Annotated in this window: 25 protein-coding genes; 14 read left to right on the forward strand and 11 right to left on the reverse strand. The window is 72.2% G+C overall.

What is annotated here, in order from left to right:
* Nucleotides 1-46: 46 nt before the first annotated feature.
* Both ACZ6TB_RS34440 and ACZ6TB_RS34445 read left to right on the forward strand, forming a co-directional pair.
* Nucleotides 47-841: an IclR family transcriptional regulator gene (locus ACZ6TB_RS34440; protein ID WP_465561677.1), complete on the forward strand. Its 795-nt coding sequence runs from the start codon at nucleotides 47-49 to the stop codon at nucleotides 839-841.
* Nucleotides 842-922: 81 nt separating this feature from the next.
* Entirely contained in the window at nucleotides 923-1,624 is a 702-nt protein-coding gene (locus ACZ6TB_RS34445; protein WP_465561679.1) for a zf-HC2 domain-containing protein, read from the forward strand.
* A gap of 15 nt (nucleotides 1,625-1,639) precedes the next feature.
* Here ACZ6TB_RS34445 and rarD read toward each other — a convergent pair whose 3' ends face one another.
* The 3 genes from rarD to eccE form a co-directional block, all read right to left on the reverse strand.
* A complete protein-coding gene (gene rarD / locus ACZ6TB_RS34450; RefSeq protein WP_465561681.1) occupies nucleotides 1,640-2,578 on the reverse strand; it encodes an EamA family transporter RarD in 939 nt (312 codons plus the stop codon).
* A gap of 134 nt (nucleotides 2,579-2,712) precedes the next feature.
* Nucleotides 2,713-3,090, reverse strand: coding sequence for a phage holin family protein (locus ACZ6TB_RS34455; protein ID WP_465561682.1), 378 nt, complete (start codon nucleotides 3,088-3,090; stop codon nucleotides 2,713-2,715).
* Nucleotides 3,091-3,148: 58 nt separating this feature from the next.
* A complete protein-coding gene (gene eccE / locus ACZ6TB_RS34460) occupies nucleotides 3,149-4,996 on the reverse strand; it encodes a type VII secretion protein EccE (RefSeq protein WP_465561684.1) in 1,848 nt (615 codons plus the stop codon).
* A 300-nt stretch (nucleotides 4,997-5,296) separates the two neighbouring features.
* Between eccE and ACZ6TB_RS34465 the strand changes: the two genes are divergently transcribed.
* The 4 genes from ACZ6TB_RS34465 to ACZ6TB_RS34480 all read left to right on the forward strand — a co-directional run bounded on the left by ACZ6TB_RS34465 (nucleotide 5,297) and on the right by ACZ6TB_RS34480 (nucleotide 9,685).
* Entirely contained in the window at nucleotides 5,297-5,614 is a 318-nt protein-coding gene (locus ACZ6TB_RS34465; RefSeq protein WP_465561951.1) for a WXG100 family type VII secretion target, read from the forward strand.
* 25 nt (nucleotides 5,615-5,639) lie between these two features.
* Complete coding sequence (locus ACZ6TB_RS34470) at nucleotides 5,640-5,933, forward strand: WXG100 family type VII secretion target (protein WP_465561686.1); 294 nt, start codon at nucleotides 5,640-5,642, stop codon at nucleotides 5,931-5,933.
* A 282-nt stretch (nucleotides 5,934-6,215) separates the two neighbouring features.
* Nucleotides 6,216-9,323, forward strand: coding sequence for an SseB family protein (locus tag ACZ6TB_RS34475; RefSeq protein WP_465561688.1), 3,108 nt, complete (start codon nucleotides 6,216-6,218; stop codon nucleotides 9,321-9,323).
* Nucleotides 9,323-9,685 (forward strand): hypothetical protein, encoded by a 363-nt coding sequence (locus ACZ6TB_RS34480; protein ID WP_465561690.1) that lies wholly within the window; start codon nucleotides 9,323-9,325, stop codon nucleotides 9,683-9,685. Before ACZ6TB_RS34475 ends, ACZ6TB_RS34480 begins: the two co-directional genes overlap by 1 nt.
* Here ACZ6TB_RS34480 and ACZ6TB_RS34485 read toward each other — a convergent pair.
* From ACZ6TB_RS34485 to acs, 6 genes are all read right to left on the reverse strand, one after another.
* Nucleotides 9,682-10,014 (reverse strand): gamma-glutamylcyclotransferase family protein, encoded by a 333-nt coding sequence (locus ACZ6TB_RS34485; protein ID WP_465561692.1) that lies wholly within the window; start codon nucleotides 10,012-10,014, stop codon nucleotides 9,682-9,684. The genes ACZ6TB_RS34480 and ACZ6TB_RS34485 overlap by 4 nt on opposite strands.
* A 10-nt stretch (nucleotides 10,015-10,024) precedes the next feature.
* A complete protein-coding gene (locus ACZ6TB_RS34490) occupies nucleotides 10,025-10,939 on the reverse strand; it encodes an alpha/beta fold hydrolase (RefSeq protein WP_465561694.1) in 915 nt (304 codons plus the stop codon).
* Between the two features lie 46 nt (nucleotides 10,940-10,985).
* The gene (locus tag ACZ6TB_RS34495; protein WP_465561696.1) at nucleotides 10,986-11,507 is read right to left on the reverse strand and encodes a hypothetical protein; all 522 of its coding nucleotides are present in this window, start codon (nucleotides 11,505-11,507) and stop codon (nucleotides 10,986-10,988) included.
* Between the two features lie 49 nt (nucleotides 11,508-11,556).
* On the reverse strand, nucleotides 11,557-12,006 hold the full coding sequence (locus ACZ6TB_RS34500; protein ID WP_465561697.1) for a hypothetical protein: 450 nt from the start codon (nucleotides 12,004-12,006) through the stop codon (nucleotides 11,557-11,559).
* 131 nt (nucleotides 12,007-12,137) lie between these two features.
* A complete protein-coding gene (locus ACZ6TB_RS34505; protein ID WP_465561953.1) occupies nucleotides 12,138-14,534 on the reverse strand; it encodes an immune inhibitor A domain-containing protein in 2,397 nt (798 codons plus the stop codon).
* Between the two features lie 317 nt (nucleotides 14,535-14,851).
* Nucleotides 14,852-16,837 carry an acetate--CoA ligase gene (gene acs, locus ACZ6TB_RS34510; protein WP_465561699.1) on the reverse strand — a complete coding sequence of 662 codons (1,986 nt, stop codon included), beginning with the start codon at nucleotides 16,835-16,837 and terminating at the stop codon, nucleotides 14,852-14,854.
* A 205-nt stretch (nucleotides 16,838-17,042) separates the two neighbouring features.
* Here acs and ACZ6TB_RS34515 point away from each other — a divergent pair, with 205 nt between their 5' ends.
* Both ACZ6TB_RS34515 and ACZ6TB_RS34520 read left to right on the forward strand, forming a co-directional pair.
* Nucleotides 17,043-17,780 (forward strand): Fic family protein, encoded by a 738-nt coding sequence (locus ACZ6TB_RS34515; protein ID WP_465561701.1) that lies wholly within the window; start codon nucleotides 17,043-17,045, stop codon nucleotides 17,778-17,780.
* Nucleotides 17,781-17,862: 82 nt separating this feature from the next.
* Entirely contained in the window at nucleotides 17,863-18,348 is a 486-nt protein-coding gene (locus tag ACZ6TB_RS34520) for a PH domain-containing protein (protein ID WP_465561703.1), read from the forward strand.
* Nucleotides 18,349-18,979: 631 nt separating this feature from the next.
* Here the strand turns inward: ACZ6TB_RS34520 and ACZ6TB_RS34525 are convergent.
* Together ACZ6TB_RS34525 and ACZ6TB_RS34530 are read right to left on the reverse strand one after the other, a co-directional pair.
* Nucleotides 18,980-19,771, reverse strand: coding sequence for an HAD family hydrolase (locus tag ACZ6TB_RS34525; protein WP_465561704.1), 792 nt, complete (start codon nucleotides 19,769-19,771; stop codon nucleotides 18,980-18,982).
* A 321-nt stretch (nucleotides 19,772-20,092) separates the two neighbouring features.
* Nucleotides 20,093-20,446, reverse strand: a complete 354-nt coding sequence (locus tag ACZ6TB_RS34530) for an STAS domain-containing protein (RefSeq protein WP_465561706.1) — start codon at nucleotides 20,444-20,446, stop codon at nucleotides 20,093-20,095.
* A gap of 238 nt (nucleotides 20,447-20,684) precedes the next feature.
* On the opposite strand from ACZ6TB_RS34530, the gene ssd reads away from it, so the two are divergent.
* From ssd to ACZ6TB_RS34560, 6 genes are all read left to right on the forward strand, one after another.
* The gene (ssd, locus tag ACZ6TB_RS34535; protein WP_465561707.1) at nucleotides 20,685-21,770 is read left to right on the forward strand and encodes a septum site-determining protein Ssd; all 1,086 of its coding nucleotides are present in this window, start codon (nucleotides 20,685-20,687) and stop codon (nucleotides 21,768-21,770) included.
* The gene (locus ACZ6TB_RS34540; RefSeq protein ID WP_465561708.1) at nucleotides 21,767-22,954 is read left to right on the forward strand and encodes a TadA family conjugal transfer-associated ATPase; all 1,188 of its coding nucleotides are present in this window, start codon (nucleotides 21,767-21,769) and stop codon (nucleotides 22,952-22,954) included. The genes ssd and ACZ6TB_RS34540 overlap by 4 nt, the downstream gene beginning before the upstream one ends.
* Entirely contained in the window at nucleotides 22,951-23,742 is a 792-nt protein-coding gene (locus ACZ6TB_RS34545) for a hypothetical protein (RefSeq protein WP_465561710.1), read from the forward strand. The genes ACZ6TB_RS34540 and ACZ6TB_RS34545 overlap by 4 nt, the downstream gene beginning before the upstream one ends.
* The gene (locus ACZ6TB_RS34550; RefSeq protein WP_465561712.1) at nucleotides 23,739-23,942 is read left to right on the forward strand and encodes a hypothetical protein; all 204 of its coding nucleotides are present in this window, start codon (nucleotides 23,739-23,741) and stop codon (nucleotides 23,940-23,942) included. The genes ACZ6TB_RS34545 and ACZ6TB_RS34550 overlap by 4 nt, the downstream gene beginning before the upstream one ends.
* Nucleotides 23,942-24,631, forward strand: coding sequence for a type II secretion system F family protein (locus ACZ6TB_RS34555; RefSeq protein ID WP_465561955.1), 690 nt, complete (start codon nucleotides 23,942-23,944; stop codon nucleotides 24,629-24,631). Before ACZ6TB_RS34550 ends, ACZ6TB_RS34555 begins: the two co-directional genes overlap by 1 nt.
* Before the next feature lie 86 nt (nucleotides 24,632-24,717).
* Nucleotides 24,718-24,903 (forward strand): DUF4244 domain-containing protein, encoded by a 186-nt coding sequence (locus tag ACZ6TB_RS34560; RefSeq protein WP_465561713.1) that lies wholly within the window; start codon nucleotides 24,718-24,720, stop codon nucleotides 24,901-24,903.
* The last annotated feature ends 86 nt before the right edge of the window (nucleotides 24,904-24,989 follow it).

Raw genomic sequence — 24,989 nt, forward strand, 5'->3', positions numbered from 1 at the left:
CGGAAGATTATTCATATGGTGTAAGTCCCTGGCGTCGGAGGTAGCTGTGCGCGACCCCCTGGCGGAGCCGTCCGATCTGATTCGGAGCGTGTCACGCGCGTTGCGCGTCCTCGAGTCGGTCGGCCGGGCCCCGCGCGGACTCACCGTGAAGCAGATAGCGCGACGGTGCGAGTTGACCGTGGCCACGACCTACCACCTCGTGCGCACCCTGGCCTACGAGGGCTACGTGATCCGCCGAGAGGACGGCACGTACATCGTCGGTCTGGAGATCGCCGATCGGTACCGCGAGCTCGTCTCGGCGTTCCGCGGGCCGCCCGCGGTCGGCGAGGCGCTGCGCCGTGCCGCCCTCGACACCGGGTACACCCACTATCTCGGCCGCTTCGTCGGCGGCCGGATCGCGGTGACCGCCTCGGCCGAGGGCGCCCGTTCGCCGTTCGTCGACGACATGGCGCCCGGCTTCGACGAGGGCGGCCACGCCACGGCGCTGGGCAAGGCGCTGCTGGCCACGCTGACCCCCGACCAGCGGGCGCGGTACCTGCGCGACTACGGCATGCGCCAGTTCACGCCGGCCACGCTGATCACGTCCGACGCGCTCGAGGCCGACCTGGCGGCGGGCGAGCGGCGCGGGATGCAGATCGAGATGGGCCAGTTCCGGCAGGGCCTGGCCTGCGCCGCCGTGCTGGTGGTGGCCGACCGTGACATCGAGCGCCGGCTGGTGCTCGCGTGCTCGCTGCCGGCCGCGGAAATGCTCACTTCGGCGCGCGTCGTGCGGGCCAAGCTGACCGCGGCCGCGCGCAACGTGGCCGAGGCCCTGTCCGCCGGGGAGTCCGCCACCGCCTGACCAGCGTGTCTAAAGCTCCGTTGAACCTCACGCCGCTCAGCCCCGTAAGACAGGGTGCACGCGGGAGGTCAGCGGAGGGTGGTGACGGGGGTGCACTGCGAGCACGAGCATGATGACGGCGCGTACGTGTTGGGCGCCCTCTCCCCGGCCGAGCGCGCCGCCTACGAGCGGCACCTGGCCACCTGCTCGTTCTGCCGCGAGGCGGTCGCCGACATCTCGACGCTGCCCGACCTGCTGTCCCGGCTGGACGCCAAGGAGTTCGCGAAGCTCCTCGACCCGTCGCTGACCGCCGATCACCCGGGCGCCTCGCTGCGAGACATGGCGGCGCCCTCCGCGGGGCGGGGGCGAAGGCGTAAGAACTTGGGCGTACGGGTGATGAGCACCGTGGCGGCGGTGATCCTCGTGGGGCTCATCGGCATCGGCGTCCTCGCCTGGACCCGGGACACGTCGGCGCCCGGCGCCGCCCCGGCGGGTCCCGCGGTCGCGATGACCCGGGTCGACGCGGCCTCGCCGGTCGCCGCCACGCTGCGGCTCACCACCACGGCCGGCGGGACCAAGGCCGAGCTCAAGTGCGACTACAGCGACGCGGCCAAGGAGAAGGCGACCTTCCGGCTCATCGCCTACGGCCGGGACAACGAGCAGGAGCAGATCGGCTCGTGGGACGCCACTCCCGGCGGCGAGTTCCCGATGCAGGGCTTCACCCACTTCGGCAAGGGCAACATCAGCCGCCTCGAGCTCGTCCGCGCCGACGGCACGGTCATGCTCGCTTACGACGTCCCCTGACCTTCTGATTCCAGGTCAGCGGGTCGGTAGGGCGTCGACCGGCTCGGCGGTGGCGGCCGCCGGACCGGTCGCCGTCCGTGGGTTCTTTCGCTGCCGCAGCGCGTCCACGGTGAAGATGGCCAGCGCGACCCAGACCAGGCCGAAGCCGGCGAGCCGGGCCGGCGGCATCGGCTCGTGGTAGATGAACAGGCCGCAGGCGAGCTGGATGATCGGCGCCACGTACTGGAGGATGCCGATGCCGACCATCGGCACCCGGTTGGCGCTCGCCGCGAACAGCAGGAGCGGCACCGCCGTGGCGACGCCGGCGAAGATCATGAGAACGGTGTGGGTGGCGCCCTCGTGGCCGAACTTGGCGTGCCCGGCCGCGGTCAGCCAGGCCACGTAGCCCAGGGCGGGGACGGCCAGCACGGCCGACTCGACGAACAGGCCCTCGGCCGGCGGCAGCTGGAGCCGCTTCTTGACCAGGCTGTAGGAGCCGAAGCTGGCCGCCAGCAGCAGCGCGATGTAGGGCAGGCGGCCGTAGTCGACGGTCAGCACCACGACCGCTCCGGCGCCGACCGCGACGGCGATCCACTGCCAGCGGCGCAGGCGCTCGCGTTGCACGGTGACGCCGAGCAGCACCAGCACCAGCGGGGTGATGAAGTAGCCCAGCGCCGTCTCGACGACCCGCGACGAGTTGACGCCGTAGATGTAGGTGCCCCAGTTGATCGCGATCAGCACGGCGGCGACGGCGATCCCGCCGAAGAGCCGGGGCGAGCGCACGATCCGGGCCAGGAACCGCCAGTTGCGGGCGGCGGCCAGCACCAGGCTGACGAAGAGCACCGACCAGATCACCCGGTGGGCGAGGATCTCCAGCGGCGAGGCGGGCCGGAGCAGCTTGAAATAAATCGGGAAAAATCCCCACAGCACGTACGCCACGAGGCCGTACAGATACCCGCGCCGCTCCTCACCCATGCCCACACGGTAAGGGTTCGCCCGCGCCACGGTCCTTGCATATGGCTCAGCTCACGCGGCGTTCACGCGGCGCGAGGGCCGCCCGCGTCGTCTCGAGCGGGCGGCCCTCGGTGTGCCGGCGGAACTTCGGGCGATCAGTCGTCGCCGTCGGGGACCAGCATGTTCAGCAGCCAGCTCACGACGCCGACGATCAGGGCGCCGAGGACCGCGCTCCAGAACCCGTCGACGTGGAACGGCAGGTCGAGCTGGTCGGCGATCCAGCTGGTCAGCAGGAAGAGCAGGCCATTGACGACGAGCGCGATCAGGCCGAGCGTCAGGACGTACAGCCCGCACCCGACGACCTTGATGATCGGCCGGAGCACCGCGTTGACGATGCCGAAGATGACCGCAACGGCGAGCAGCGTTCCGATCTTCTTCGGAACGGAGTCGGTCTCGACCGTGATCCCGCTGATCAGGAGCGTCGAGATCCACAGCGAGACGGCCGTGATCACCAGCCGGATGAGGATTCCCATGGCACGGGATGGTGTCACGATCATGCCAACCTTGTCGCCCCTTCGGGCGACTTGTTGATCAGCGCGTCGGCGTGCCGATCAGCTGGCCCTCGATCGGGGTCTCGGCCAGCGCCGCCCAGCGGACCGCCCGGCGGTTGACCACGCCCACCATGTCGGGGCGGATGCGGGTCATCCACTGCGCCACCTCGCCGAGGCCGAGCGCGCCGCCCAGCAGTGTGGCCTCCTCCGGCCGCAGCGGCTGGAGCAGGAGCAGATCGGCACGGGAGGCCACGTCGACGTCGGCGGCCCCGAAGTCGTCGCGGACCACGAGCGTGGCCTGCCAGCCGGCGCCGGGGCGGCTGTCGGCGCCGACCGGGCCGACGTCGACGACGACCAGCAGCGGGTGCAGGGCGGAGCCGGGGGCGATCTCGATGGCCCGGCCCGGCGGCACCACGGCGATCGCCTCGCCGGGGACGGCCGCGCCGCGGACGAACGGCTCCCAGGCCTGCGGGCGGGCGGTCTGGACGACGACCCGGGCGCCGAGCGCCATCGCCCGCATCGACAGCAGCTGGGCCGCGCGGACGCCGCCGACCAGCAGCGCGCGGGTCTGCTCGGGGCGGAACAGGCGGATCACGACCGGGTTGCCGTGCCGGTTGCGGCCGAGCATCAGGCCCGAGGTGCCGACCGGCAGCATCATGCCGTCGGACCGCTCGGCCGGGTGCATGTCGGGCGGCAGGCCCGGCACCCCGGTCGGCGAGCCGCCGAGCGGCAGGGTGGCGGCCAGGCCGCGCAGGTGCTCGCCGTCGAGCCGGCGGATGTGCGCGTGCTCGGCCGACACGACCTTGCGCAGCGCCTGGGTGGCGGCGCCGAGCGAGGCCGCGTCGGGCGCGGCGAGCCGCACGGTCATCTCGATCGGGGTGGCGCCGTGCGCGGGGCGCGGCCCGGCGATCAGCGACACGGTGGTCGCCGCGGCCGGCAGCGTGAGCATGCGGGGAACCAGCCGGCGGGACGTCTCGATCCGGGTGTCGGGCCAGCGGCGCAGCTGGAAGGTCGCCTGGGCCAGGCCGCCGAGGCGCAGGCCGGGCCACGACTCGTGGGCCGAGGCGGCGCCCTCGTCGTGGGCGATCTCGGCCAGCACCCGCAGCGCGGCGGCCTCGCCGAGCGGGCGGGCCGGCGCGGTCGAGAGGCGCCGGGTCATCTTGCGGACCAGGCCGGAGAGCGTCCGGCGGAGCTCGTCCTCGGACCAGCCCTCGGCCCGCAGCACCCGCACCGCCAGCAGCGCGCGGCTGTGCCCGAGCAGGCGCCCCTCGGTGAGCTGCCGGTAGGAGTTGGCCGGAGTGCCCGCGCCGGCCCGGATCGAGGGCGCGGGCGCGCCGCTGAGCAGCAGCTGGATCAGCACCGGTGGCTGCTCGGGGCCGGCCGGCGGCAGCAGGGAGGCCGGCGAGGGCAGCGTGATCGACTCCTCGGCCAGCAGGCCGGCCGGGTCGCCGAGCTCGAGCACGGCGGTGAGGCCGTTGCCGTCGACGATCACGGCGGCCGGGTCGCCGGCCACGTCGGTCTGCTCGACGTGCGAGCCGGGCGCGACGAACTCGAGCAGCGAGAGCGTGGCCGGGCCGGCCGGGGCGGCGTGCCGGCGGCCGCTGTAGCGCATCGCGACGCCGATCCACTCGAAGATCCAGCGGCCGCGCAGCCGCAGCCAGGTCAGCGCGAGCACGACGAAGGCGACGACGGCGCCGATGATCAGGCCGATCGCGCCGTTGACCGCGCCGATCAGCAGGGCCGCGGCGGCGACCTGGGTGCCGATCCACTGACTCGCTCGGATGCCGAGGAGGCGGCCGTGCCGTACGGGACGCGTGTTGACCTTCGGTAGCTTGGCCCCGCCGGTCAGATCGTGGTAATCCCGGCCCCCAGCCACGCCCACCGTCACCGTTTCCCCGTCCCTCCGGCTGCATTCCGCCACGTCGTGGCCTATCGTAGGGCCCCCCGAGCCGCCGTAGGGGGTGCGAGGTTATCCACAGGTTGCTATCTCGGGCTATCGCCGATTGACCCGGGTCGCTACCGTCGGCGACATAGAAGAACAGTAGTTGGCCGATCACGGGCCGCCCCCCACGCTTTGCGTGTCCGGGTTAACGTGGTGGCCTACGTCGATACGCCGAGGGCCGATTGGCCTGTCCAAAAGGGATGCCGGTGGCTCGGCGACGAACAAGAAAGCGGGGTGACGTCCGGGGTGGCCCAGACGCGAGCTGAATCCGCGGTGATGGCGCAGACCGCCGCGAAGTTCGACACGGTCAACGACCAGCTTCAGCAGATGCTGAGCACGCTCATGAACGAGCTGTCGAGCCTCCAGAGCACCTGGAAGGGCCTCGGCGCGCAGGCGTTCGAACAGGTCAAGGCGCAGTATGCGGCCGACCTCAAGAGCCTCAACCAGGCTCTGTCGGAGACGGCCGAGTCGATCCGCCAGTCGGCGACCGGCTACGACACGACCGACACGGACGCCGCCAGCAAGCTTTCCAACAGCGGCGGCAGCTTCTCGCTGCCGCTCTGAGCCGAGACGGGGAGAGTCAGTAGACATGAGTGACGGAATGCTTCTCGTCAACTTCGGCGCGCTGCAGCAGGCCGGCGGTGACATCAGCAAGGCCATCAGCACCATGCAGAGCCAGCTCGACCAGCTCTCGCGTGACGCCGGCCCGCTGGTGCAGACCTGGGACGGCGACGCCCAGCAGGCGTACGCGGCTCGCCAGGCCAAGTGGCAGGCCGCGTCGCAGGACCTCACGCAGATCCTGCAGAACATCAAGTCCGCCGTCGACCAGTCGACCCAGGACTACATCCAGACCGAGAAGCAGGCGACCTCGCGCTTCCAGTGAGCGCTCGCCCGCGACGCGACGAGTCGGCCGGTTCAGCCTTCGGGGCTGGGCCGGCCGTTTCCGTTTAGTCCGTTCTTGCGCCCTTGGTGTCCCCCGATCGCGTACTGGTCCAAATGGCCGTTACGGCTACCATCAGTACTTGGCTGATCGCGCCCCGCGACCGAAACGGGGCGATCGGCGACGACTTGACCGTCAGCACAACGCCGCCCATTGTGATCGCCGCCTGACCTTGTAGGTTGTACGCGTTGAGATGGCCTCGTCGCGCGGTGGGGAGAGGTGGACGTGTCCGAGTGGGAACCGGCTACGGACGCCGAGGTCGCGATGCGGGATGCGTTGCGCACGGACGACCAGGAGTCGTACTTCCGCATTCTCGCCGGTGTTGACCTGCTCCTGCCGGTGTCGGCTGACGCCTTGCAGGGCCTGTCGCCACTCGGTTGGGGCACGTGGAGCACCGGCGGCCGCACGCACGTCCTCGCATTCACGTCCCCGGCGGCCATGCAGTCATGCCTGGCTGACTACAGCGGTTCGGCGCGGCGGGTGCCGTATGCCGAGCTGGCAAATACCTGGCCCAACCTCGAGTGGTGGCTGGCGGTCAACCCCGGCCTGCCGATCGAGGGCTACTTGCCGGCCTGGTTCGTGGCCCAGCTGTCACGCGGCGACCTGAGGTTGCCGACGCGTGGCCCTGGCCGCGAGAAGCCGGTCGGCCCGGCCCGGATTCAAGACCTGCACTCCGCCGCGATGGCCGCCAACGCGGCCGTCGCGAAGAAGGACGAGGTAACCCACCACCCGGCCGGGTTCCCGGCCTCGGCCGCGGCGGGCTATCCCCAGCCGCAGCCCGCCGGCGCTCCGCCGGCCGGTTTCCCGGCCGCCGCGGTGGCCGGGTACCCGCAGCCGACGAGCGCTCCGCCGGCGGGCGTTCCCGCCGGGTATCCGCAGCCGTCCGGTGCTTCACCGGCGGCCGGGTACCCCCAGCCGACCAGTGCTCCGCCGGCAAGCGTTCCGGCCGGTGCCGCGGCCGCCTACCCGCGGCCGACCAGTGCCCCGCCGGCCGCGCCCTCGGCGCCGTCCTTCTCGGCGCCCTCCCTGAGCGGCGCTCCGGCCGGCTATGCGCAGGCCGCCGCGGCGTCTCGCATGCCGCAGTTCCCGGCCGCGGACGAGCCGCAGCCCGAGGCGACCCCGGTGGCTCAGGCGCCCGCTTCGGCGCCGGCCGCCCCCGCTCGCCCGGCGTCGGCCCCGCCCGCGCCCATCCGCCCGGCGTCGGCCCCGCCGGCGGCGGCCGCCCGGCCCGCTTCGGCGCCGCCCGCGGCCGCTCGTCCCGCGTCGGCCCCGCCCTACGGCCCGCCTCCGCAGGCCCCGGGCGCGCCGCAGATCGGTCCCGGCGGCCTTCCGATCCGCACGCCGGGCGCCGTGATGCCGAGCGGCCTGCCGTCGCGCAACCCGACCCCGGCCGCGCCCGATTCGGCCTCGCCCACCTCCGCCGCGCCCGCCTCCGGTCCCGGGTTCGCCGGGCCCGGTTCCGCGCCGGCGTCCGGTCCTGAGTTTGCCGGGCCTGGTTCCGCGCCCGGGTTTGCCGGGCCTGGTCCCGCGCCCGCTTCTGGTCCCGGGTTTGCCGGGCCTGGTTCCGCGGCCGCGTCCGGTCCCGGGTTTGCCGGGCCTGGGTCCGCGGCCGGGTTCCCCCGGCCCGGTTCCGCGCCGTCCGGCGGGCCCGGTGGGGGCAGTCCCACGGTGCCGGCTCCGGCCGCGCTGCCGGTTCCGCCGGCCTACCGCCCGCCCTCGGTTCCGGGCGACGCCACCGGCTGGCCCGGCGAGGACCCGCGTGGCCCCATGTCGGACCCGCGTTCCGGGCTGCCCGTCCGCACCCCGATGGCGAACACGCCGCCGGTCCCCGAGCACCTCTCGAGCGGTCCGTCGGCCGAGCACCCGCAGGACCCGCGCATGGCCGCGGTACCGGCCGCGCCGGCGCTGCCCGAGCTTCCCCGCCGCCAGTCGCCGCCGGACGAGGCCGCCCGCGGCGGGTTCCCGCCGGCTCAGGCTGCCCGTGGTGGGTTCCCGCCGGGTGAGGGTGGCTTCCCGCAGGGGCCGGCCTCGCCGCAGGCCGCGGCCGCTCAGCGCGTCTCCGATCAGCCGGTGCCCGGCTTCGGGTCGCCGCTGCCTCGTCGGCAGTCGACCGCGGGGACCGAGCCGGCGCCGATGACGTCGTTCCCGGCGTTCAAGACTCCGGCCGAGCGGGCCGCCACCGCCGAGGCCCAGGCCGTCGCTCCGGCGACCGGTCGTCCGGGTCTCGCCCCTCCGGTCATCCCGGGTGCGCCGGGCAGCGACCGCCCGGCCCGGCTCGGCGCATCGCCGCCGCCGCTCGAGGTGCGCGGGGCCGCCCCGGTTCCGCCGCCCATGCGGCCGGCCGGTCCGTCGATGTCGCCGCCTCCGGCCGAGGCCATGGGCGAGCCGTTCTTCCCGGCCAACGACGTCGAGCGCGACCTGCTGGACGCGGCCGACGCGCACAGCACCGACCAGTTCCTCTCCACCCTGCTGCTCGCCACCGTGCTCGTGCCGGTCGCGCACCACTCGCGGCCGGGCAGCGCGCCCGGCGAGTCCGGCTTCGCGTTCCGCACCGAGGACACCGACGGCGAGCGCTTCCTGGTCGTCTTCACCAGCAAGGACCGCCTCGCCGAGCATTTCGCCGAGCCGACCCGCACGGTGAGCGTCCGGTTCTACGAGCTCATCCGGAACTGGCCCGACCCGGCCTGGTCGTTCGCGGTCAACCCGGGCAGCCCGGTCGGCGCGAAGTACCCGGGACCGCAGGTGATCGCGCTGGCCAGCTGGGCGGCCGAGGCCGGTCTCGACCCCGAGCACGGCGAGGAGCCGGGCGTTCCGGTCCCCGCGCCGGAACCGGCCAGCGACGACGCCCAGCACGCCACCGTCATGCAGAAGACGTTGCCGCCCGATCAGGTCGACTTCTACCTCGAGCGCGGGTACGACCGGGTCGCCGGCTTCGTGCACCGGGCGACCGAGGTCGAGCACCTGCGCACGCCGGCCGAGCTGTTCGGCGCCCTGGGCCTCACCTACGGCGGCTCGCCGCATCAGGGTGACGCCAAGGAGGCGTACGTGCTGCGCTGGCCCGCCTATCGCCCCAGCCTGTACCGGATCCCCTACGGCGGCCAGAACGAGCAGGCGCTGAAGGCGATGGACGGCTGGGTGATCGAGCGGGCGCCCTTCCGGGGCAACGGTTTCGCCCCGGGCGAGGGCCGCGACGTCATCGCCGAGTTCAAGGTGGACAGTGTGCGGCTGCCGCACGGCTCGCAGCTCTGGCGGATCGACGCCGACGGCAGCGAGCACATGGTCGCGATCTTCGACAACGACGGTCCGCAGTGGCGCCGGGTGGGTGATCAGTGATGCGCGACGGCTACGTCGTGACGTGGCAGGGCCGCGAGTTCGACGGGGTTCCCGACGGCGACAACGTGCGGATCTACACAACGCAGCCGGCCGACGGCTTCGACGAGGTAAAACCCGGCCGCTACGTCCGGGTGCTGGGCCCCGAGGAGTACGACGAGCTGGTCTACGTCCGCACGACCTGCACCTGGCGGGGCGCGCCCTTCCTGGTGCTGGCCGAGGCCGACAACTGGTTCCGGGTCGAGTACACGGGCGGCCGCGCCCCGGTGGCGCGCCAGCTCGGGCTCGAGGAGTTCGACTTCGGCGTCTACCAGGCGTGGGCGCCGGCCAACGAGGTCGCCGACCTGCACGAGCAACGCATCTAGTCGCCGACGTAGACCCAGGCGACGCCGCCGGAGGTCAGCTTCGCCTCGACGCGGTGGTAATCGTCCACTTCGTACTCGTCGGCGCGCAGCAGGTCGTCGTCGGTGAGCTCGAGCACGGCCCCGGCGACCGTGTCCGAGTCGTTGCCGGTCGCGCGCAGGATCGGGTGATGGGTCTCGCCGCTCACGGCCAGCACGTGCGGGTCGGTGATCTCGACCTGCTCGAGGCGGAAGCCCACGATGCCGTCGTCGCGCCCGGCGAGCTCGCGGCCGAAGTTGGCGCGCTGGACGGCGGGGTCGCGCAGGGTTCCGTACGAGAACAGCAGCGGCATGATCAAGACACTACGGCGTCTTGAGCCACCGCAGGACCTCGCCCGTCACCACGTCCGCCGCCTCCTGGTGCAGGAAATGGCCGGCGTCGGGGATCAGGCGCCACTCGTAGGGCGCGATCACGTAGCGGCCCGAGCCCTGGGCCGTGCGCGGCAGGGTGGCGGTGTCGAGCGCGCCGTGCAGCTGGAGCGTCGGCGTGATCAGCGGGTGCTGCATGAGCTTGACGAACCGGTAGCCCTGGAGCCGCAGCGCGCTGCGGGCGACCCAGCGGTACGCCTCGAGGGCGCAGAACGCGGCCTGCGGGATCTGCATCGCCTCGCGGCAGCGGGCCACGTAGTCGGCGAACTCCGGCGTCTCCCTCCACGTCGGACCGGTCCACTCGGTCATCAGCTCGCCGACCAGGGCCGCGTCGTCGCGGGTCAGGACGTGCTCGTAGCGCGGGACCTGGAAGCGCAGCACCGCGGAGGAGGCGCTCAGCTGGCCGCGCGGGTCGGCGAAGAGCGCGGCCCGCAGGCGCAGCGGGTGCGCGGCGCCGAGCACCACGAGCCGGCTGACCAGCTTGGGGTGGAAGGCGGCCGCGGCCCAGCCGATCATGCCGCCGGCGCCGGCCCCGACGATCATCGCGGAGCGCTCGCCGAGGGCACGGATCAGGCCGGTGACGTCGGCGGCCATCGTGTAGCCGTCGTAGCCGCGCGGGGGCTTGTCGCTGGCGCCGTAGCCGCGCAGATCGATCGCCACCGCGCGGAAACCGGCGTCGGCCACCCGGGTCATGATGTCGTGCCAGGCCCACCAGAACTCGGGAAAGCCGTGCAGGAACAGCACGAGCGGGCCGGCGCCGGCCTCGACGACGTGGAAGCGGCTCCCGTTCGCGCCGACGAAACGGTGCGTCCAGGGGCCCTCCACCAGGACACACGACTCGTCAACCATGCACCAAGACTAGGCGGTGGCGCCGAGCGGGAACGTCCCCGGCGTCTCAACCGGCGAGTTGGACGTGTTCCAGACGGGCCGGACGGCCGGTGCCGCAGGAGACCGGAGTCGATCCGGGGGTGATCCGGGCGCGTACGCGATCGCCGGCGGTGAGCTTGAGCGAGGCGGCCGAATAGACCGCGTACGCCTTGCCGTCCGTGGCCTGGAGAACGAAGCAGGGCCCCGAGCCGCCGCGGGTGACGGTGGCGGTGATCCAGCCGGTGCGGACCGCTTCGACCGGCGGGGCGGGCCGGTTGGCGGGCGGGACCGGCCCCGGCCGCCGGGTCGGGGTGCGGGTCGGCGCGACGACCGGAGGCGCCTGACCCACCAGATTTGCCTGATCTGCTGGATCTGTCGGGACAGCCGGGCCATCGGTCGGCGCCGCGGCATTCGGCGGTGTCTCCGACGGCGCGACGGCCGGCCGGCTCGGCGCCGTGATGGTGTCGGGCGGAGCGGTCGACGGATCGACCGTGCAGCCGGCCAGCAACGTCGCCGCGGCGATCGCGACGACCGAGAACGACTTGCGCACCAGCTACCCCCGTGAATGCTCCGCGGCGGACAGAGTAGCCGGAATTCGATCAACGCACGGGCTCGGCCGAGAGGAGCTCCAACAGCTTCCCGGGACCGCAATTTATCCGTACGTGCGCGGCCTGTGTCTTGATCTTGATTCTCGCGCCTCTGGTCAGTTCGGTTCCGGCCGTCGAGTGCAGGGCATACTGCTTGCCCTCGTCGGTCTCCAGGCCGTAACAGGGGCCGGTGCCGCCCTTCGTCACCGTGCCCACGATGTAGGTCCGCGGCTTGATCAGATCGGTGGGGTCGTTCGGCGGAGCAGTGGGCGGCGTGAACGTCGGCAGAGTCCCCGAGGTGGACGACGGTGACGCCGCGGTCGAAGTTGCCGCCGCAGAAGAGGGCGATGCCGCGGAGGGCGATGGTGATGCCGCGGCCGACGGCGACGAAATCGCCAATGACGGACTTGTCGTAGTTGTGGAAGGGGACCGGCCGCATCCTGCCGCCAGCGTCAGCAGCATGGCGGCGACGGCGGCCGGAGTCGCGTACCTCATGAGGTGTTGGACGCCGCGACCGACCGCGACGTTCCCGGAGACGGAAAGGGCGACGCCCGGGGAGCAGGATCCCCGGGCGTCGTCGTGCGAAGTCGTGGTCAGGAGACCGCGACCGTCATCGAGGTGCCGTTCTGGCTGAGGACACCGATCTTCACGCCGACCGCGGGCAGCTTGACGCCGTGGTTCGGCAGCTCGTCGTAGAAGTACTTGCCCTTGTCGTTGAAGAGCGGGCTGGGCAGCTGCGGCCACACCGGCGACAGCTTGCCGTCGACGTGCAGCAGCATGCCGTCGGTCGGGTACAGGCCGAACGGAGCGTCGTAGACCTGGACGCGCGACCGCCACGGCACGCCGTTGACGTTGTTGAACGGCTTCGGGTGCGAGTCGACGTAGAGGTTGCGACCCGAGCCCGGGTGCTCGTTGGTGTTGTTGTCGGCCTGCGAGGTGTCCCAGTACGAGATCAGCAGACCGGTCTGGTAGTTGTAGTGCTCCACGTAGTCCGGCTTGGCGGTGGTCCAGCCGAAGTTGTACGGGCCGGTCGCCAGGTACTTGTCGTAGTTCGTGTAGGTGCGGTTGCCGGCGATGTAGTAGCCCGGGAACATGTGGGTCTCGGTCGCGCCGACGATGGTGAAGCCGTCCAGCGTGAAGGCGCTGTCGCCCTCGGCGCCGTCGGTGACCAGCGTGGCGCCGTCGGCCGCGACCGCGATGTCGTCGCCGAAGAAGCCACCGGTGTTGGTGCCGCCGTCGGAGAGGTAGTGCAGGCGGAAGGCGACCTTCTTACCGGCGTACGCGTCGAGCGGCACCACGACGTCCAGCCACTTGCCGCCGGTCGAGCCGTTCAGCGCCGGAGCCGTGCTGGCGTCGGTCGGGAAGGCCTTGCCACCCACCGTGCCGTTCAGCCGCGTCCAGTTGGCGCCGCCGTCGGTCGAGGCCTCGAAGTAGAGGTAGTCATACCCCTCCTCGATGTTGTAGCGGGCCTTGAGAGTCGCCGTCGCCGTGGTCCTGCCGGTGAGGTCCAGCTCCTTGGTCAGGGAGTTGTCCAGGTTGTCGGCGTTGCCGGAGAAGTACTGTTTGCTGCCCGCGTACGGCGCGCCGAGGTCGGAGGTGACCGGCTTGTCGGGCAGGTTCACCACTACGGCCTGCGGCTTCTTGGAGTTGTACTCCTCGGGGCCGAGGTTCACGATCTTCTTCTGGCCGGCCTCCACCGTGGCGTAGTTGAGCCACCCGAGCTGGAGCTTGTTCCAGGCGCCGAGGTCGCCGGGGCGGGTGCCGAGCGCCTCGCCCGAAGCGTTGAGGCGGCTCTGCGCCATCAGCGTCCAGTACTCGTTGTTGTTGTCGCCCAGGCCGCTGGTGTCGTAGTCGTCCGGCAGGCCCAGGTCGTGGGTGTACTCGTGGGTGAAGACGCTCAGGCCGCCGTTCTCGGGCTGGATCGTGTAGTCACCGATCCAGATGCCGCTGTCGCCGATCTGGGTGCCGCCCAGCTTGTTGGTGCTCGGGCCGGTGGCGCCGATGTCGGTGCCGTAGGCGTACCAGCGGTGGCTCCAGATGGCGTCCTCGCCCTGCTGCGGGTCGCCGTCGGCCTCGTCACCGCCGGCGTGCACGATCTGGAAGTGGTCGAGGTACCCGTCCGGCTCGTTGAAGTTGCCGTCGCCGTCGAAGTCGTAGCGGTCGTACTGGTCGAACGACTTGAGGTCGGCGGTGATCTCCGCCTTCGTCCGGCCCGCGGCCTCCTGGTCGGCGACCCACTGGTTGGCGGCGTCGCGCACCAGGTCCCAGGTCGCGTTGCAGACGTGGCCGGAGCAGACGTTCGGGTCGTCGCCGTTGGCGTCCTTCGGGTCGTCGGTCGAGCGGCCGTACCGGGCCTCGTTGTACTTGACCTTGACCCAGTCGGTGACCTCGCCGTCGACGCTGTACCGGCCCGAGGACTGGCTGTCGAAGTAGGTCTTCAGCGACTCGACGTTCTTGCCGCTGCCGAAGTACAGCTGGCGGTAGTGCTCGGGCGAGTAGTCCGCCTGCCAGACCGTCGAGTTGTCCTTGCTGCGGTCCGGCGCCGGGATCTGGTTGTGCAACGGGCCGGAGAACGTCGTCGGGCCGGGCACCGCCGGGTTGGTGTCCCGGTCGGGGAAGCGGGAGTCACGCTCGTCGCCGAACTCGGTCAGGATCACGAAGATCCGGTCCGTGCGCTGCCGCGCGAGCTCGACGTACTGGTCCTTGCCGCGGCTGCGGCCGGTACCGCCCGCGCCCTGCGTGCGGCCGACCTTGACCACCGTGCTGCCGTTCCGGGACTCCGCCTTGGCCTTGCCGCTGACCACATCGGACACCGCCTGCTCGCGCAGCGCGCGGCGCTTGTCCTCGAGCGGGTTGGGCAGATCGTCGATCGGCGCGGCGTCACTTCCGGCTTTCGCCGCTGGTGCCGGATCCGCCGGGGGAGCCGCCGATGCCACGGTCGGGAACGCTGCCCCGACACTCGTGACCATCGCGGCGCCGAGTAGTCCCACGACCACCTTGCGCACTACGTACCTCCGCATATGTGACCGGCTGGCTGGGTGCCGCAGCCGGCGTCTGGCCGCTCCGGGGTTCGGAGCAGGAGGTCAACGTATGCAAAGACAGCGATGTAAAGGGACCTAGATCAAAATCGATAGGTGATGGTTACGTGATATGTCCGGGCCATAACATCGCCCCGGCTTTGTTGGCGAAGATGTAGCCCCGCCACCTGGGCACCGGAGGTCAGGCCGCGGTCCGAGTTAATGGAGCGGGCCGGAAACACGCGACGGCCGGCGGCCCTCAGGGGACCGCCGGCCGTCACGGATATATGTCAGTCCTCGGACTTGGACGACTTCATCCCGCTCGAGATGAGGTCCATGACCGCGGAGTCCTGGAGCGTGGTCACGTCGCCGAGCGACCGGTTCTCGGCCACGTCCTTGAGCAGGCGGCGCATGATCTTGCCCGAGCGGGTCTTGGGCAGCTCGGCCACGAGCATGATCTGCCGCGGCTTGGCGATCGGGCCGAGCGTCTTGGCCACGTGGTTGCGCAGGGCGACGTTGAGCTGCTCGCCCTTGTCGCCCTCGGTCTCGACGTTGCCGCGCGGGATCACGAACGCCACGATCGCCTGGCCCGTCGTCGGGTCGGTGGCGCCGACGACCGCGGCCTCGGCCACCGACGGATGCGACACCAGCGCCGACTCCACCTCGGTGGTGGAGATGTTGTGGCCGGAGATCAGCATGACGTCGTCGACGCGGCCGAGCAGCCAGATCGCGCCGTCCTCGTCCTTCTTGGCGCCGTCACCGGCGAAATACACCCACTCGTCACCCTGGCCGGCGCCCGCGCCGAACCGGGACCAGTACGTGTCGATGAACCGCTTGTCGTCGCCCCAGATCGTGCGCAGCATCGACGGCCACGGGTCGCGCAGCACCAGGAAGCCGCCGCCGCCGTTCGGCACCGACTGCGCGGTGTCGTCGACCACGTCGGCGGTGATGCCCGGCAGCGCGGTCATCGCGGAACCCGGCTTGGTCACGGTCACGCCCGGCAGCGGCGAGATCATCACCGAGCCGGTCTCGGTCTGCCACCAGGTGTCGACGACCGGCGTACGGTCGCGTCCGATGTTCTTCCGGTACCACATCCAGGCCTCGGGGTTGATCGGCTCGCCCACGCTGCCCAGCACCCGCAGCGACGACAGGTCGTAGCCGGCCGGGATGTCGTCGCCCCACTTCATCATCGTGCGGATCAGCGTGGGAGCGGTGTAGAGGATCGACACCTTGTACTTGTCGACGAGCTGCCAGAATCGGTCGCGGCCCGGGGTGTCCGGCGTGCCCTCGTACATGACCTGGGTGGCGCCGTTGGAGAGCGGGCCGTAGACGATGTACGAGTGGCCGGTCACCCAGCCGATGTCGGCGGTGCACCAGTAGACGTCCGACTCCGGCTTGAGGTCGAAGACGGCGTTGTGGGTGTACGAGGTCTGGGTCAGGTAGCCGCCGGTGGTGTGCAGGATGCCCTTCGGCTTACCGGTCGTGCCCGAGGTGTAGAGGATGAACAGCGGATGCTCGCTGTCGAACGCCTGCGGCTCGTGCTCCGGGCTCGCCTGCTCGACGGTCTCGTGCCACCACTTGTCCTTCTCGCCCCAGGCGACCTCCTGCCCGGTGCGGCGGACCACGAGCACGTTCTCGATGCTCGGGCACAGCGCGACGGCCTCGTCGACGGTCGGCTTGAGCGCCGACGGCTTGCCGCGCCGGTAGCCGCCGTCGGCCGTGATCACGAGCTTCGCGTCGGCGTCCTTGATGCGGGTCGAGAGCGCGTCCACCGAGAAGCCGCCGAAGACGACGCTGTGGGTGGCGCCGATCCGGGCGCAGGCCAGCATCGCGACCGCGGCCTCCGGGATCATCGGCAGGTAGATCGCCACCCGGTCGCCGGCGCCGACGCCGAGGTCGGTCAGCGTGTTGGCGGCCTGGCTGACGCTCTTGAGGAGATCGGCGTACGTGATGGTGCGGGTGTCGCCCGGCTCGCCCTCCCAGTGGATCGCGACCTTGTCGCCGTGACCCGCTTCGACGTGCCGATCCACGCAGTTGTACGCGATGTTGAGCTCGCCGCCGATGAACCACTTCGCGAACGGCGGGTTGGACCAGTCGAGCACCTGGTCCCACTTCTTCGCCCAGGAGAGCCGCTCGGCCTGTTTCGCCCAGTAGGCGAGACGGTCGGCCGAAGCCTCCTCATACGCGTCGGCCTTGACGTTGGCATCCGCCGCGAGCTGCTCCGGCGGCGGGAACTTACGCGTCTCGGAGGAAAGGTTCTCCAACGTCTCGCTCATGAGGGCGGCTCCTCTTCATTGGTCTACTTCGTTGCACATTAGTTCGGCCGGTTGGACCCGGCGAGGGTTGCATCGGGTAGCGCGCCCGATGGCCCGGTGCGCGCGCCGGATGACCGGTTGCTGCGTGGTACTGCGCGAATCTTGCCAGTTGCGAGCCGGTTTGCGCACCCCAAGTTTCGCGTGTCGTACCGGCTACGGTGTTCGGGTGGATCCTCTCGCACCGCTGCTCGATCTTGCCGACGTGGCTCCCGCCCTGGCCTCGGCCCGGGAGCGGGTCGACGCCGCGATGCGGCACCGCGCCCTGCGCCGGCATGGCGGTCAGGTGGCGGCCGAGGCGTCCCTGCGGGCGGCGGTGGCTTCGGCGGCGTTGGAGGGTCACGCTTACGACCTCGAGGACGTACGCGGGGGGACCGTGACCGATCCCGTCCTGCAAGGTGCCTTGCGGGTCGCCGAGTCGGTCGGCGGGCTGGTCGACCTGTGGCCCCGGGCGCCGCGCCAGGTCCTGGCCAAGCTGCACGTGCTGGCCGGGCGTGGGTCGATCTCTTCGTCGGATTTGGGCCGTTTGGTGACAGGCGCTTCGCGCATCGACGCGTTGGCGGGTCTGGTCTCGGCCGCTGACAAATCGGACACTCCGCCGTTGTTGCTGGCCGCCGTGGTGCACGCCGAGTTGCTCACGCTGCGTCCGTTCGCCGGCCCGTCCGGGGTGGTGGCCCGCGCCGCCGCCCGGCTCACGCTGATCAGCCGTGGTTTCGACCCGCGTGGCCTGGTCGCCGTCGAGGTCGGTCACCACCGGCGCGAACCCGAGTACGTCGGGGCGGCGGGCGCCTACGCCACCGGAACACCGGACGGCGTCCGTTCGTGGCTCCGGCATTACGCCGCCGCGGTCACCGTGGCCGCCGACGAGCTGACCGTCATCGGCGATGGTGTGCTGGCGGCGGTCTGATCGGTCATTCTTCGGCCGTTCTTCCGCCGTCATTGCGTCGAACCAGATCCGATCATTCGAGCGCGCTGCCATACTCGCTCGGGTGAACGAAACCTGGACCCGGCCGTATTCTCCCGGCCCCGGTCGCTGGCTCGTCATCGCCTGGGAGGCGGCCGCCCTGGCGTTCTTGGCGTGGGCCACGATCCGCCAGTTCGATCTCGCGGGCCACGGCGTCAAGCTGGTCTTCTGCACGCTGGCGGCGATCTGGGTGCTGGGCGCGCACCGCATCATGCAGATGGGCGCCTATGTCGGCGCGCGGGGCCTGCGCATCCACGGCCTGCTGCGCTCGCGAACGATGCGCTGGGGGGACGTGGCCCAGGTACGCCTGCACAAGTCCACCCACAAAGTAGGACCGTGGCAGATCGAGAGCGGCATGACCGTGCTGATCGAGCGCCACGACGGCTCGATGGTCAACACCGAGCTGTGGGCCCAGGGAGTCGACTTCCACGCGCGGCCCAAGCTGTTCCGCGCGGTCTATCAGGAGTTGCGCGCACGCCACCTGGAAGCCGTCGCCCGGCGCGCTGGGTAGAGCCTTCGCCCGCACGCCGGCGCCATCGCCCCGGGCCTCACGTCATCAGCCCGCGCCGTCGTCATGTGCGCCAGCTTGACCGTCGCCCAGCGCGCCGCGGCCCACGTCCGTCGCCCAGCGCGCCGCGGCCCTCGTCCGTCGCTCCGCGCGCCATCGCCCCATGAACAGGGCAGAAATAGAGCCGGCGTCCCTTTAGGGGCGCCGGCTTTGCGCGTCCAAACCGGGTTATCAAGCGTGCACCTGGGTCGTTGTCGACAGTCCTGAAGCCGCCCGGCTCGAAGCCGCTTGGCCCAGGTCCCGCCGCAACGTGCCTGCCGTGGCTGATCGCGCGTGGGTTCCCGGTGGCCGTGCACGAGTGCCGCCGTTGAGGCCCCTGGTCCAGCCCATCTGAAGCCGTTTCCGACCCCCCAGGTAATCCCTGGATCCAGGCCCTGCTTAGCAGCTCTCGCCAGTTCTTTCTACGCCGCCAACCGCTTGATCGCCAGGCCTTCAGCCCGGCAAACCTGGCGTTTCAGATTAGTCAGACCAAAGCCATTCGCGCTGCTCACTGGCGGTGTGAATACCCAGACCTTAACTCTTTGCGCAGGTCCGGTGCACGTTCCGGTGTGGTCGGTGCGCGCTTTTGCGGGTGCTAGGCGATCGCTCGCGAGCGGCGGTGTCGCGCGTAGATTGCCAGCCCGATTCCGACGCCGACGCCGACTCCCAGGGCCGCCGCGACCGGCACCGCGGGACGCACCCGGCGGCCGACCGGGATCGGGTTGCGGAACTCGAGGATCGGCCACGAGTTTTCCAGCGCGGCCCGGCGCAGGGCGCGGTCGGGGTTCACGGCGCTGGGATGGCCGACCGCCTCCAGCAGCGGCAGATCGCTGGACGAGTCGGAGTAGGCGTAGCACTGGGCCAGGTCGTACCCGCGCTCGTCGGCCAGCTTTCGCACCCCGACGACCTTGTGCGGACCCGCCGCGTAGAACGCGATCTCGCCGCTGTAACGGCCGTCGACGATGCTCATCCTCGTCGCGATCACGTCGGTGATGCCGAGCAGGGCGCCGATCGGGCGGACCATCTCCTCGCCCGACGCCGAGACCAGGACGACGTCGCGGCCGGCCGCCTGATGCTCGCTGATCAGCGTGGCGGCTTCGGCGTACACGTACGGATTGATCAGCTCTTGAAGTGTCTCGGCGACGATCTGCTGGACCTGCTCGACGCGCCAGCCCTTGGTCAGCGCGGCCAGGTAGTCGCGCGTGCGGGCCATGGCGTGCTCGTCGCCGGCGCCGCCGAGGCGAAACATGAGCTGTGCGTAAGCGGATTTGACGACATCGCGGCGGCTGATCAGGCCGTCGCGATAGAAAGGCCGTCCGAAGGCCAGCGCACTGGACTTGGCGATGACGGTCTTGTCGAGGTCGAAAAACGCGGCGCTGCGCCCCACGGGCCGAAAGTGTAGCCGCAAGTGGGTCTCCGGCGTCGGCCCCGGCGCGCCGGTCGGTGGACGGTGACGCGCTGTGAAATCGGTCAGACGGGCAGCACGTACGCACCGAGCCACAATCGGTACTCGACGGGTGCGGCTTTCGTGAGGCATGCTAGTGCTGTTGCGATCGGGATTCACGTTGTAACGGTCGCGCCTCACTACCGGCTTCCATCACATGACCCTCGGTGGTTGCGCCCCCCGCGATCACCGAGCCGATTCGGCTCGACCCCCCCGGAGCCGAATCCTCGGACGGCCCCCGTCTCCCCCGACGGGGGTCGTTCCCTATGTGCCGGTGGCTTTCATCGGGGCGTCGACCTCGGCCTCGGCGAGTCCGAAGAGTTCTGACAAACCGGTGACGTCGAGGACGCGGCGGAACACTACTGTCGGATTTACGACGATGAATCGGGCATCGGCCGCCAGTGACGCTTTGTAACCCTCGATCAGGGCGCCGAGACCGGTGGAATCGATGAATGAGCCCTCGCGGACATCGACCCGCAGGGTGGGTGGAGACCAGGCGACGAGGGCATCCCGTACGCATTGAGCCAGCTCTTCGTGGTTGGCGAAGTCGATCTCTCCGCGCACGTGGACCGTTGCCGTGCCATCGTCGGCGAGCGTGCGCTGGATCGAGCTTTCCATGCCAACTCCATCGTTCCCGGGTCGGCATCAACATACCCAATCACCCCCACGCGCATTCCTCCTGGCGTCCGTTTGAGGGTGATTCGTAGGGGTCGTCTATAGCAGATCAACCGAACGGGACGGAGTTATCCACAGGGCCGCGACTTATCCACAGCCGGCGGGTCAGGGTGTTGCGGGGCACGAGCCGCCTCCGGGACGGTGGCCGCCTCATCCGCCCGGAGCCCCTCGGAGAGCCACGATGTCCGTCCCGCGCCTGCCCCTCGTCGTGACCGCCGACCCCCACCTGCTCGACGATCTCGTGCGCCTCGCCGCCGCCGGCCGCACCGAGGTCACCGTGGCCGCCGACGCGCAAGCGGCCCGATCCCTCATCGCGACCGCCCCGCTGGTCGTGCTCGGCGCCGACCAGGTCGTCGCGTGGCTGCGCGCCCGGCTGCCGCGGCATCGCCGCACGGTCGTCGTGAGCCGGCACGGCTGGCCACCGGGCATCGAGGACGCGGTGCGACGGCTCGGCCCGATGCACGTCTGCCTGCTGCCCAAGGGCGAGCCCTGGCTGGTCGACTGCTTCGCCGAGCGACCACCCGAGCCGCCCGGGGCGCGATTGCCGATCGCGCGCACGCTCGCGGTGATCGGGGGTCGCGGCGGCGCGGGCGCGAGCACCCTTGCCGTCGGCCTCGCCGTCACCGCGGCCGACGCCGGCCACCGCACCCTGCTGGTCGACGCCGACCCGCTCGGCGGCGGCCTCGACCTGCTGCTCGGCTGGGAGGAGCTGGGCGGCCTGCGCTGGCCCGAGCTGGCCGAGGCGGGCGGCCGGGTCGACCCGCCGACGCTGCTGCGCTCCCTGCCGCAGCGCGGCGATCTCGTGCTGCTGTCGTTCGACCGGGACGGGTTGCCGGCCGTGCCCGGCGAGGCGATGGCGGCCGCCCTCGACGCCGGCCGCCACGGCCGCGACGTGATCATCGCGGACCTGCCGAGGCAGCTCGACGACGCCGCCGTGCTCGCGCTCCAGTCCGCCGACCGGGCGCTGCTGATCGTCCCGGCCGAGGTGCGAGCCGTGGCCGGCGCCGCCCAGGTGGTCCAGGCGGTCCGGGCCCACCGCGACGACCTCGAACTGGTGGTGCGCGGCCCGGCGCCGGGCAGTCTCAAGGCCGAGCAGATCGCCAAGGTGCTGCACCTGCCGCTGGCCGGCGTGCTGCGCCCCGAGCCCGACCTGTGCGAGGCCATCGAGCTGGGCCGCGCCGTTGCGGCCACCAACGGCAAGGGCCCACTGTCCGCGCTGTGCCGCACGCTGATCGGCCAGCTGGTGCCGGCGGGGGTGGCCGCATGAGTGGGTACGGGGATCTCACCACCCAGGTGCGGCAGCGGTTCGCGGTCGGCGGGGTGCGGGCGACGCCGGCCGCGGTGGCCCGGGCCGTGCGGCGGGAGACGGGCGCGCTCGGCGACACGGCCGTGCTGCGGATCGCCGGCCGCGTGCACGACGAACTGGTCGGCGCCGGCCCGCTCGCGCCGCTGCTCGGCGATCCCGACGTGACCGACGTGCTGGTCAACGGCAAGGCGGTCTGGGTCGACCGGGGAGCCGGGTTGGAGCGGGCGGCGGTCGTGTTCCGCGATCACGACGAGGTGCGGCGGCTGGCCCAACGGCTCGCGGCGGCCTGCGGGCGGCGGCTCGACGACGGTCAGCCGTACGCGGACGCCCGCCTCCCCGACGGCACCCGGCTGCACGCGGTGCTGCCGCCGATCGCCGCCGACGGGCCGTGCCTGTCGCTGCGTACGTTCCGGCAGCGGCCGTTCGGCCTGGGCGAGTTGGTCGAGCACGGGACGATCGCGCCGACCGTGGCGCCCGTGCTGGCGGCGATCGTGGCGGCGCGGCTGGCCTACCTGGTGACCGGCGGCACGGGCAGCGGGAAGACCACGTTGCTGTCCACGTTGCTCGGCCTCGTGCCGCCGACCGAGCGGATCGTGCTGGTCGAGGATGCGGCCGAGCTCCGGCCGGTGCATCCGCACGTGGTGGCGTTGCAGGCGCGTACGGCCAACGTCGAGGGCGTCGGCGCGATCGGCCTGACCGACCTCGTCCGGCAGGCGCTTCGGATGCGGCCCGATCGCCTGGTGGTCGGGGAGTGCCGGGGCGCCGAGATCGTCGACCTGCTCGGCGCGCTGAACACCGGCCACGACGGCGGCGCCGGGACGCTGCACGCCAACACGGCGACCGACGTGCCGGCCCGGCTGGAAGCGCTCGGCCTGCTCGGCGGGTTGCCGCGGGCGGCGTTGCACGCGCAGGTGGTGGCGGCCCTCCAGGTGGTGCTGCACGTGCGGCGCACCGAGCGGGGCCGGGCGCTGGAATCGGTGAGCGTGCTGCTGCCGGCGGGGGAGCAGCGGCTGGCGACGGTGGTTCCGGCCTGGCGGCGTACGCGCGGAGCCGGCCCCGCCGCCGCGGCGCTGGGCCGATTGCTGGCCGTTCGCGGCGTCGCCGTGCCCGCGGTGCTGGAGCCCCCGGCCGGGGTGACCGTATGAGCGCCGGCGTGGCCGCGGTGCTCGTGCCGCTCGCCACGGGTGGCCGCATGAGCGCCGCGGCGCCCGAGCCTCTCACCGCGGGTGACCGGATGGGCGCTGCGGTGTTCGTGCCTCCCGCGGCGGGTGGCCGCATGAGTGTTGTGCTGGTTTGCTGCCTGGTCGCCGCGGCGGCGGTGCTGGGCCGCCCGTGGCTGCTGCGCCGGCCGTCGCGGCGGTTGTCCTGGGGGACGGTGGCGCCCGTGATCGCGGGCGCGGCCGGCATCGGTCTGGTCGTCGGCGGTCCGGTCGCGGCGGCCATCGTGGTCGTCTACGGCGCGCTCGCCGGGCGGGCGCTGCTCCGGCGGGGCGCTCGGCGGCACGAGTCCGCCCGGCGGGCGATCGCCGTCGCGGGGCTGGGCGGGCTGGCGGCCGATCTGCGGGCCGGACTGCCGCCGTCCCGGAGCGTGCTGCTGCCGGGGCGGATCGGCGAGCTGACCGCGTCGGTGTGGCGGCTGGCCGAGAAGACCGGCGCACCCGCGGCCGACCTGGTCGAGCGGATCGAGGCCGACGCCCGGGCCGCCGACCGGGCGGCCGCGTCGGCGGCGGCGCAGGCGGCGGGCGCCCAGGCCACGGCGATGCTGCTGGCGGCCCTTCCGGTCGGCGGCATAGCGCTGGGCTACGCGATCGGGGCCGATCCGCTCGGCGTGCTGCTGCACACCCCGCTCGGCGCCGCCTGTGCGATCGGTGCGGCCGGTCTGCAGAGCGCCGGCCTGCTCTGGGCCGAGCGACTGGCGAGGACGACCCGATGACCGGGGCCGAGTCCGAGGGCGCGGGGCTGCTCCAGGCCGAGCGGGTCGACCGGCCCTGCGCGCTGGAGGTGCTGATGAAGGAGGGCGGGCCGGTCCGGGTCGTGGTGCGGCCGTGCTGCCTGGCCGCGCTCGTCGGCCGGCGGGCGACCTGCGCGGCCGCGCCCGGGGAGGGCGACGCCGAGCTGGGGGTGACGTCGTGATCTTCGCGGTGGCGGCGGCCCTGGTGATCCTGGCGCCGCTGGTGTGGCGGGGACGGGCCCGGCGGCGGCTCGACCGGCTGCGACCGGCGGGCGAGTCGCGCGGGCCACGGGTCGCCGTCGCGGTGGTTGCCGGGCTCGCGGTGGCCGGGCTCATCGGGGCGTGGTGGGGCATCCCGGTCGGCGTGGCCGCCGGGGTCGGTGTCGAGCGGGTTCTGCGGCGACAGGAACCGGCCGCGCGACGGCGGGAGCGGCTCGCGGCCGTCGCCGACCTTCCGCTCGGGGCCGACCTGCTGGCGGCGGCGTTGCGAGCGGGTGCGCCGCCCGATCGCGCGGCGGCCGCGGTGGCCGAGGCGTTGCAAGGGCCGCTCGGCGAGCGTCTGCGGCGAACGGCCCGGTCGCTACGGCTCGGCGCGGAACCGGCCGAGGCCTGGGAACACCTCGCCGGCATCGACGGGGCCGACCGCCTGGTCGCGGCCGCGATCCGGTCGAGCGCGAGCGGCGGCGCGCTGGCCGGAGCGCTCGCCCGGCTCGCCGACGACCTGCGCGCCGACCGGTCGGTGGCGGCGGAGGCGGCGGCGCAGCGGGCCGGCGTGCTGATCGTGCTGCCGCTCGGCCTGTGCTTCCTGCCGGCGTTCCTGCTGGCCGGGCTCGTCCCGGTGCTGGTCGCGGTGCTCGGCGACGTGCTGTGACCGCTTCTGAACTCCCGTGGCTCGCGGGCCACGGATCCCGCCGCCGGTCGTCGGCCGTCGGCATCTCACAACCGAAGGAGAACCACGTGCGCAAACTGATCGCGAACCTCGCCCGGCTGCGGACCGAAGCCGGCGACGCGGGCATGAATACGGCGGAGTACGCCGTCGGCACGCTCGCGGCGGTGACCTTCGCCGGCGTGCTTCTCAAGGTCGTCGGCGGCGCTCACGTGCAGGCGGCGCTCACCGCGATCATCGATCGGGCTCTGAAGTGATCCGGCGCCGGGGGGGGGGGGGGGGGGGGGGTGGGGGGGGGAGGGGGGGGGGGAAGGGGGGGGGGAGGGGGGGGGGGGTGGGGACG

This window comes from Actinoplanes sp. NPDC051537, from assembly GCF_055586105.1.

What these genes read in the sequence shown, in the direction of transcription:
- rarD (WP_465561681.1), bottom strand. Translation starts at nt 2,578, where the DNA reads ATGGGTGAGGAGCGGCGCGGGTATCTGTACGGCCTCGTGGCGTACGTG.
- ACZ6TB_RS34455 (WP_465561682.1), bottom strand. Translation starts at nt 3,090, where the DNA reads ATGGGAATCCTCATCCGGCTGGTGATCACGGCCGTCTCGCTGTGGATC.
- ACZ6TB_RS34470 (WP_465561686.1), top strand. Translation starts at nt 5,640, where the DNA reads ATGAGTGACGGAATGCTTCTCGTCAACTTCGGCGCGCTGCAGCAGGCC.
- ACZ6TB_RS34480 (WP_465561690.1), top strand. Translation starts at nt 9,323, where the DNA reads ATGCGCGACGGCTACGTCGTGACGTGGCAGGGCCGCGAGTTCGACGGG.
- ACZ6TB_RS34485 (WP_465561692.1), bottom strand. Translation starts at nt 10,014, where the DNA reads ATGCCGCTGCTGTTCTCGTACGGAACCCTGCGCGACCCCGCCGTCCAG.
- ACZ6TB_RS34490 (WP_465561694.1), bottom strand. Translation starts at nt 10,939, where the DNA reads ATGGTTGACGAGTCGTGTGTCCTGGTGGAGGGCCCCTGGACGCACCGT.
- ACZ6TB_RS34500 (WP_465561697.1), bottom strand. Translation starts at nt 12,006, where the DNA reads ATGCTGCTGACGCTGGCGGCAGGATGCGGCCGGTCCCCTTCCACAACT.
- acs (WP_465561699.1), bottom strand. Translation starts at nt 16,837, where the DNA reads ATGAGCGAGACGTTGGAGAACCTTTCCTCCGAGACGCGTAAGTTCCCG.
- ACZ6TB_RS34530 (WP_465561706.1), bottom strand. Translation starts at nt 20,446, where the DNA reads ATGGAAAGCTCGATCCAGCGCACGCTCGCCGACGATGGCACGGCAACG.
- ssd (WP_465561707.1), top strand. Translation starts at nt 20,685, where the DNA reads ATGTCCGTCCCGCGCCTGCCCCTCGTCGTGACCGCCGACCCCCACCTG.
- ACZ6TB_RS34540 (WP_465561708.1), top strand. Translation starts at nt 21,767, where the DNA reads ATGAGTGGGTACGGGGATCTCACCACCCAGGTGCGGCAGCGGTTCGCG.
- ACZ6TB_RS34545 (WP_465561710.1), top strand. Translation starts at nt 22,951, where the DNA reads ATGAGCGCCGGCGTGGCCGCGGTGCTCGTGCCGCTCGCCACGGGTGGC.
- ACZ6TB_RS34550 (WP_465561712.1), top strand. Translation starts at nt 23,739, where the DNA reads ATGACCGGGGCCGAGTCCGAGGGCGCGGGGCTGCTCCAGGCCGAGCGG.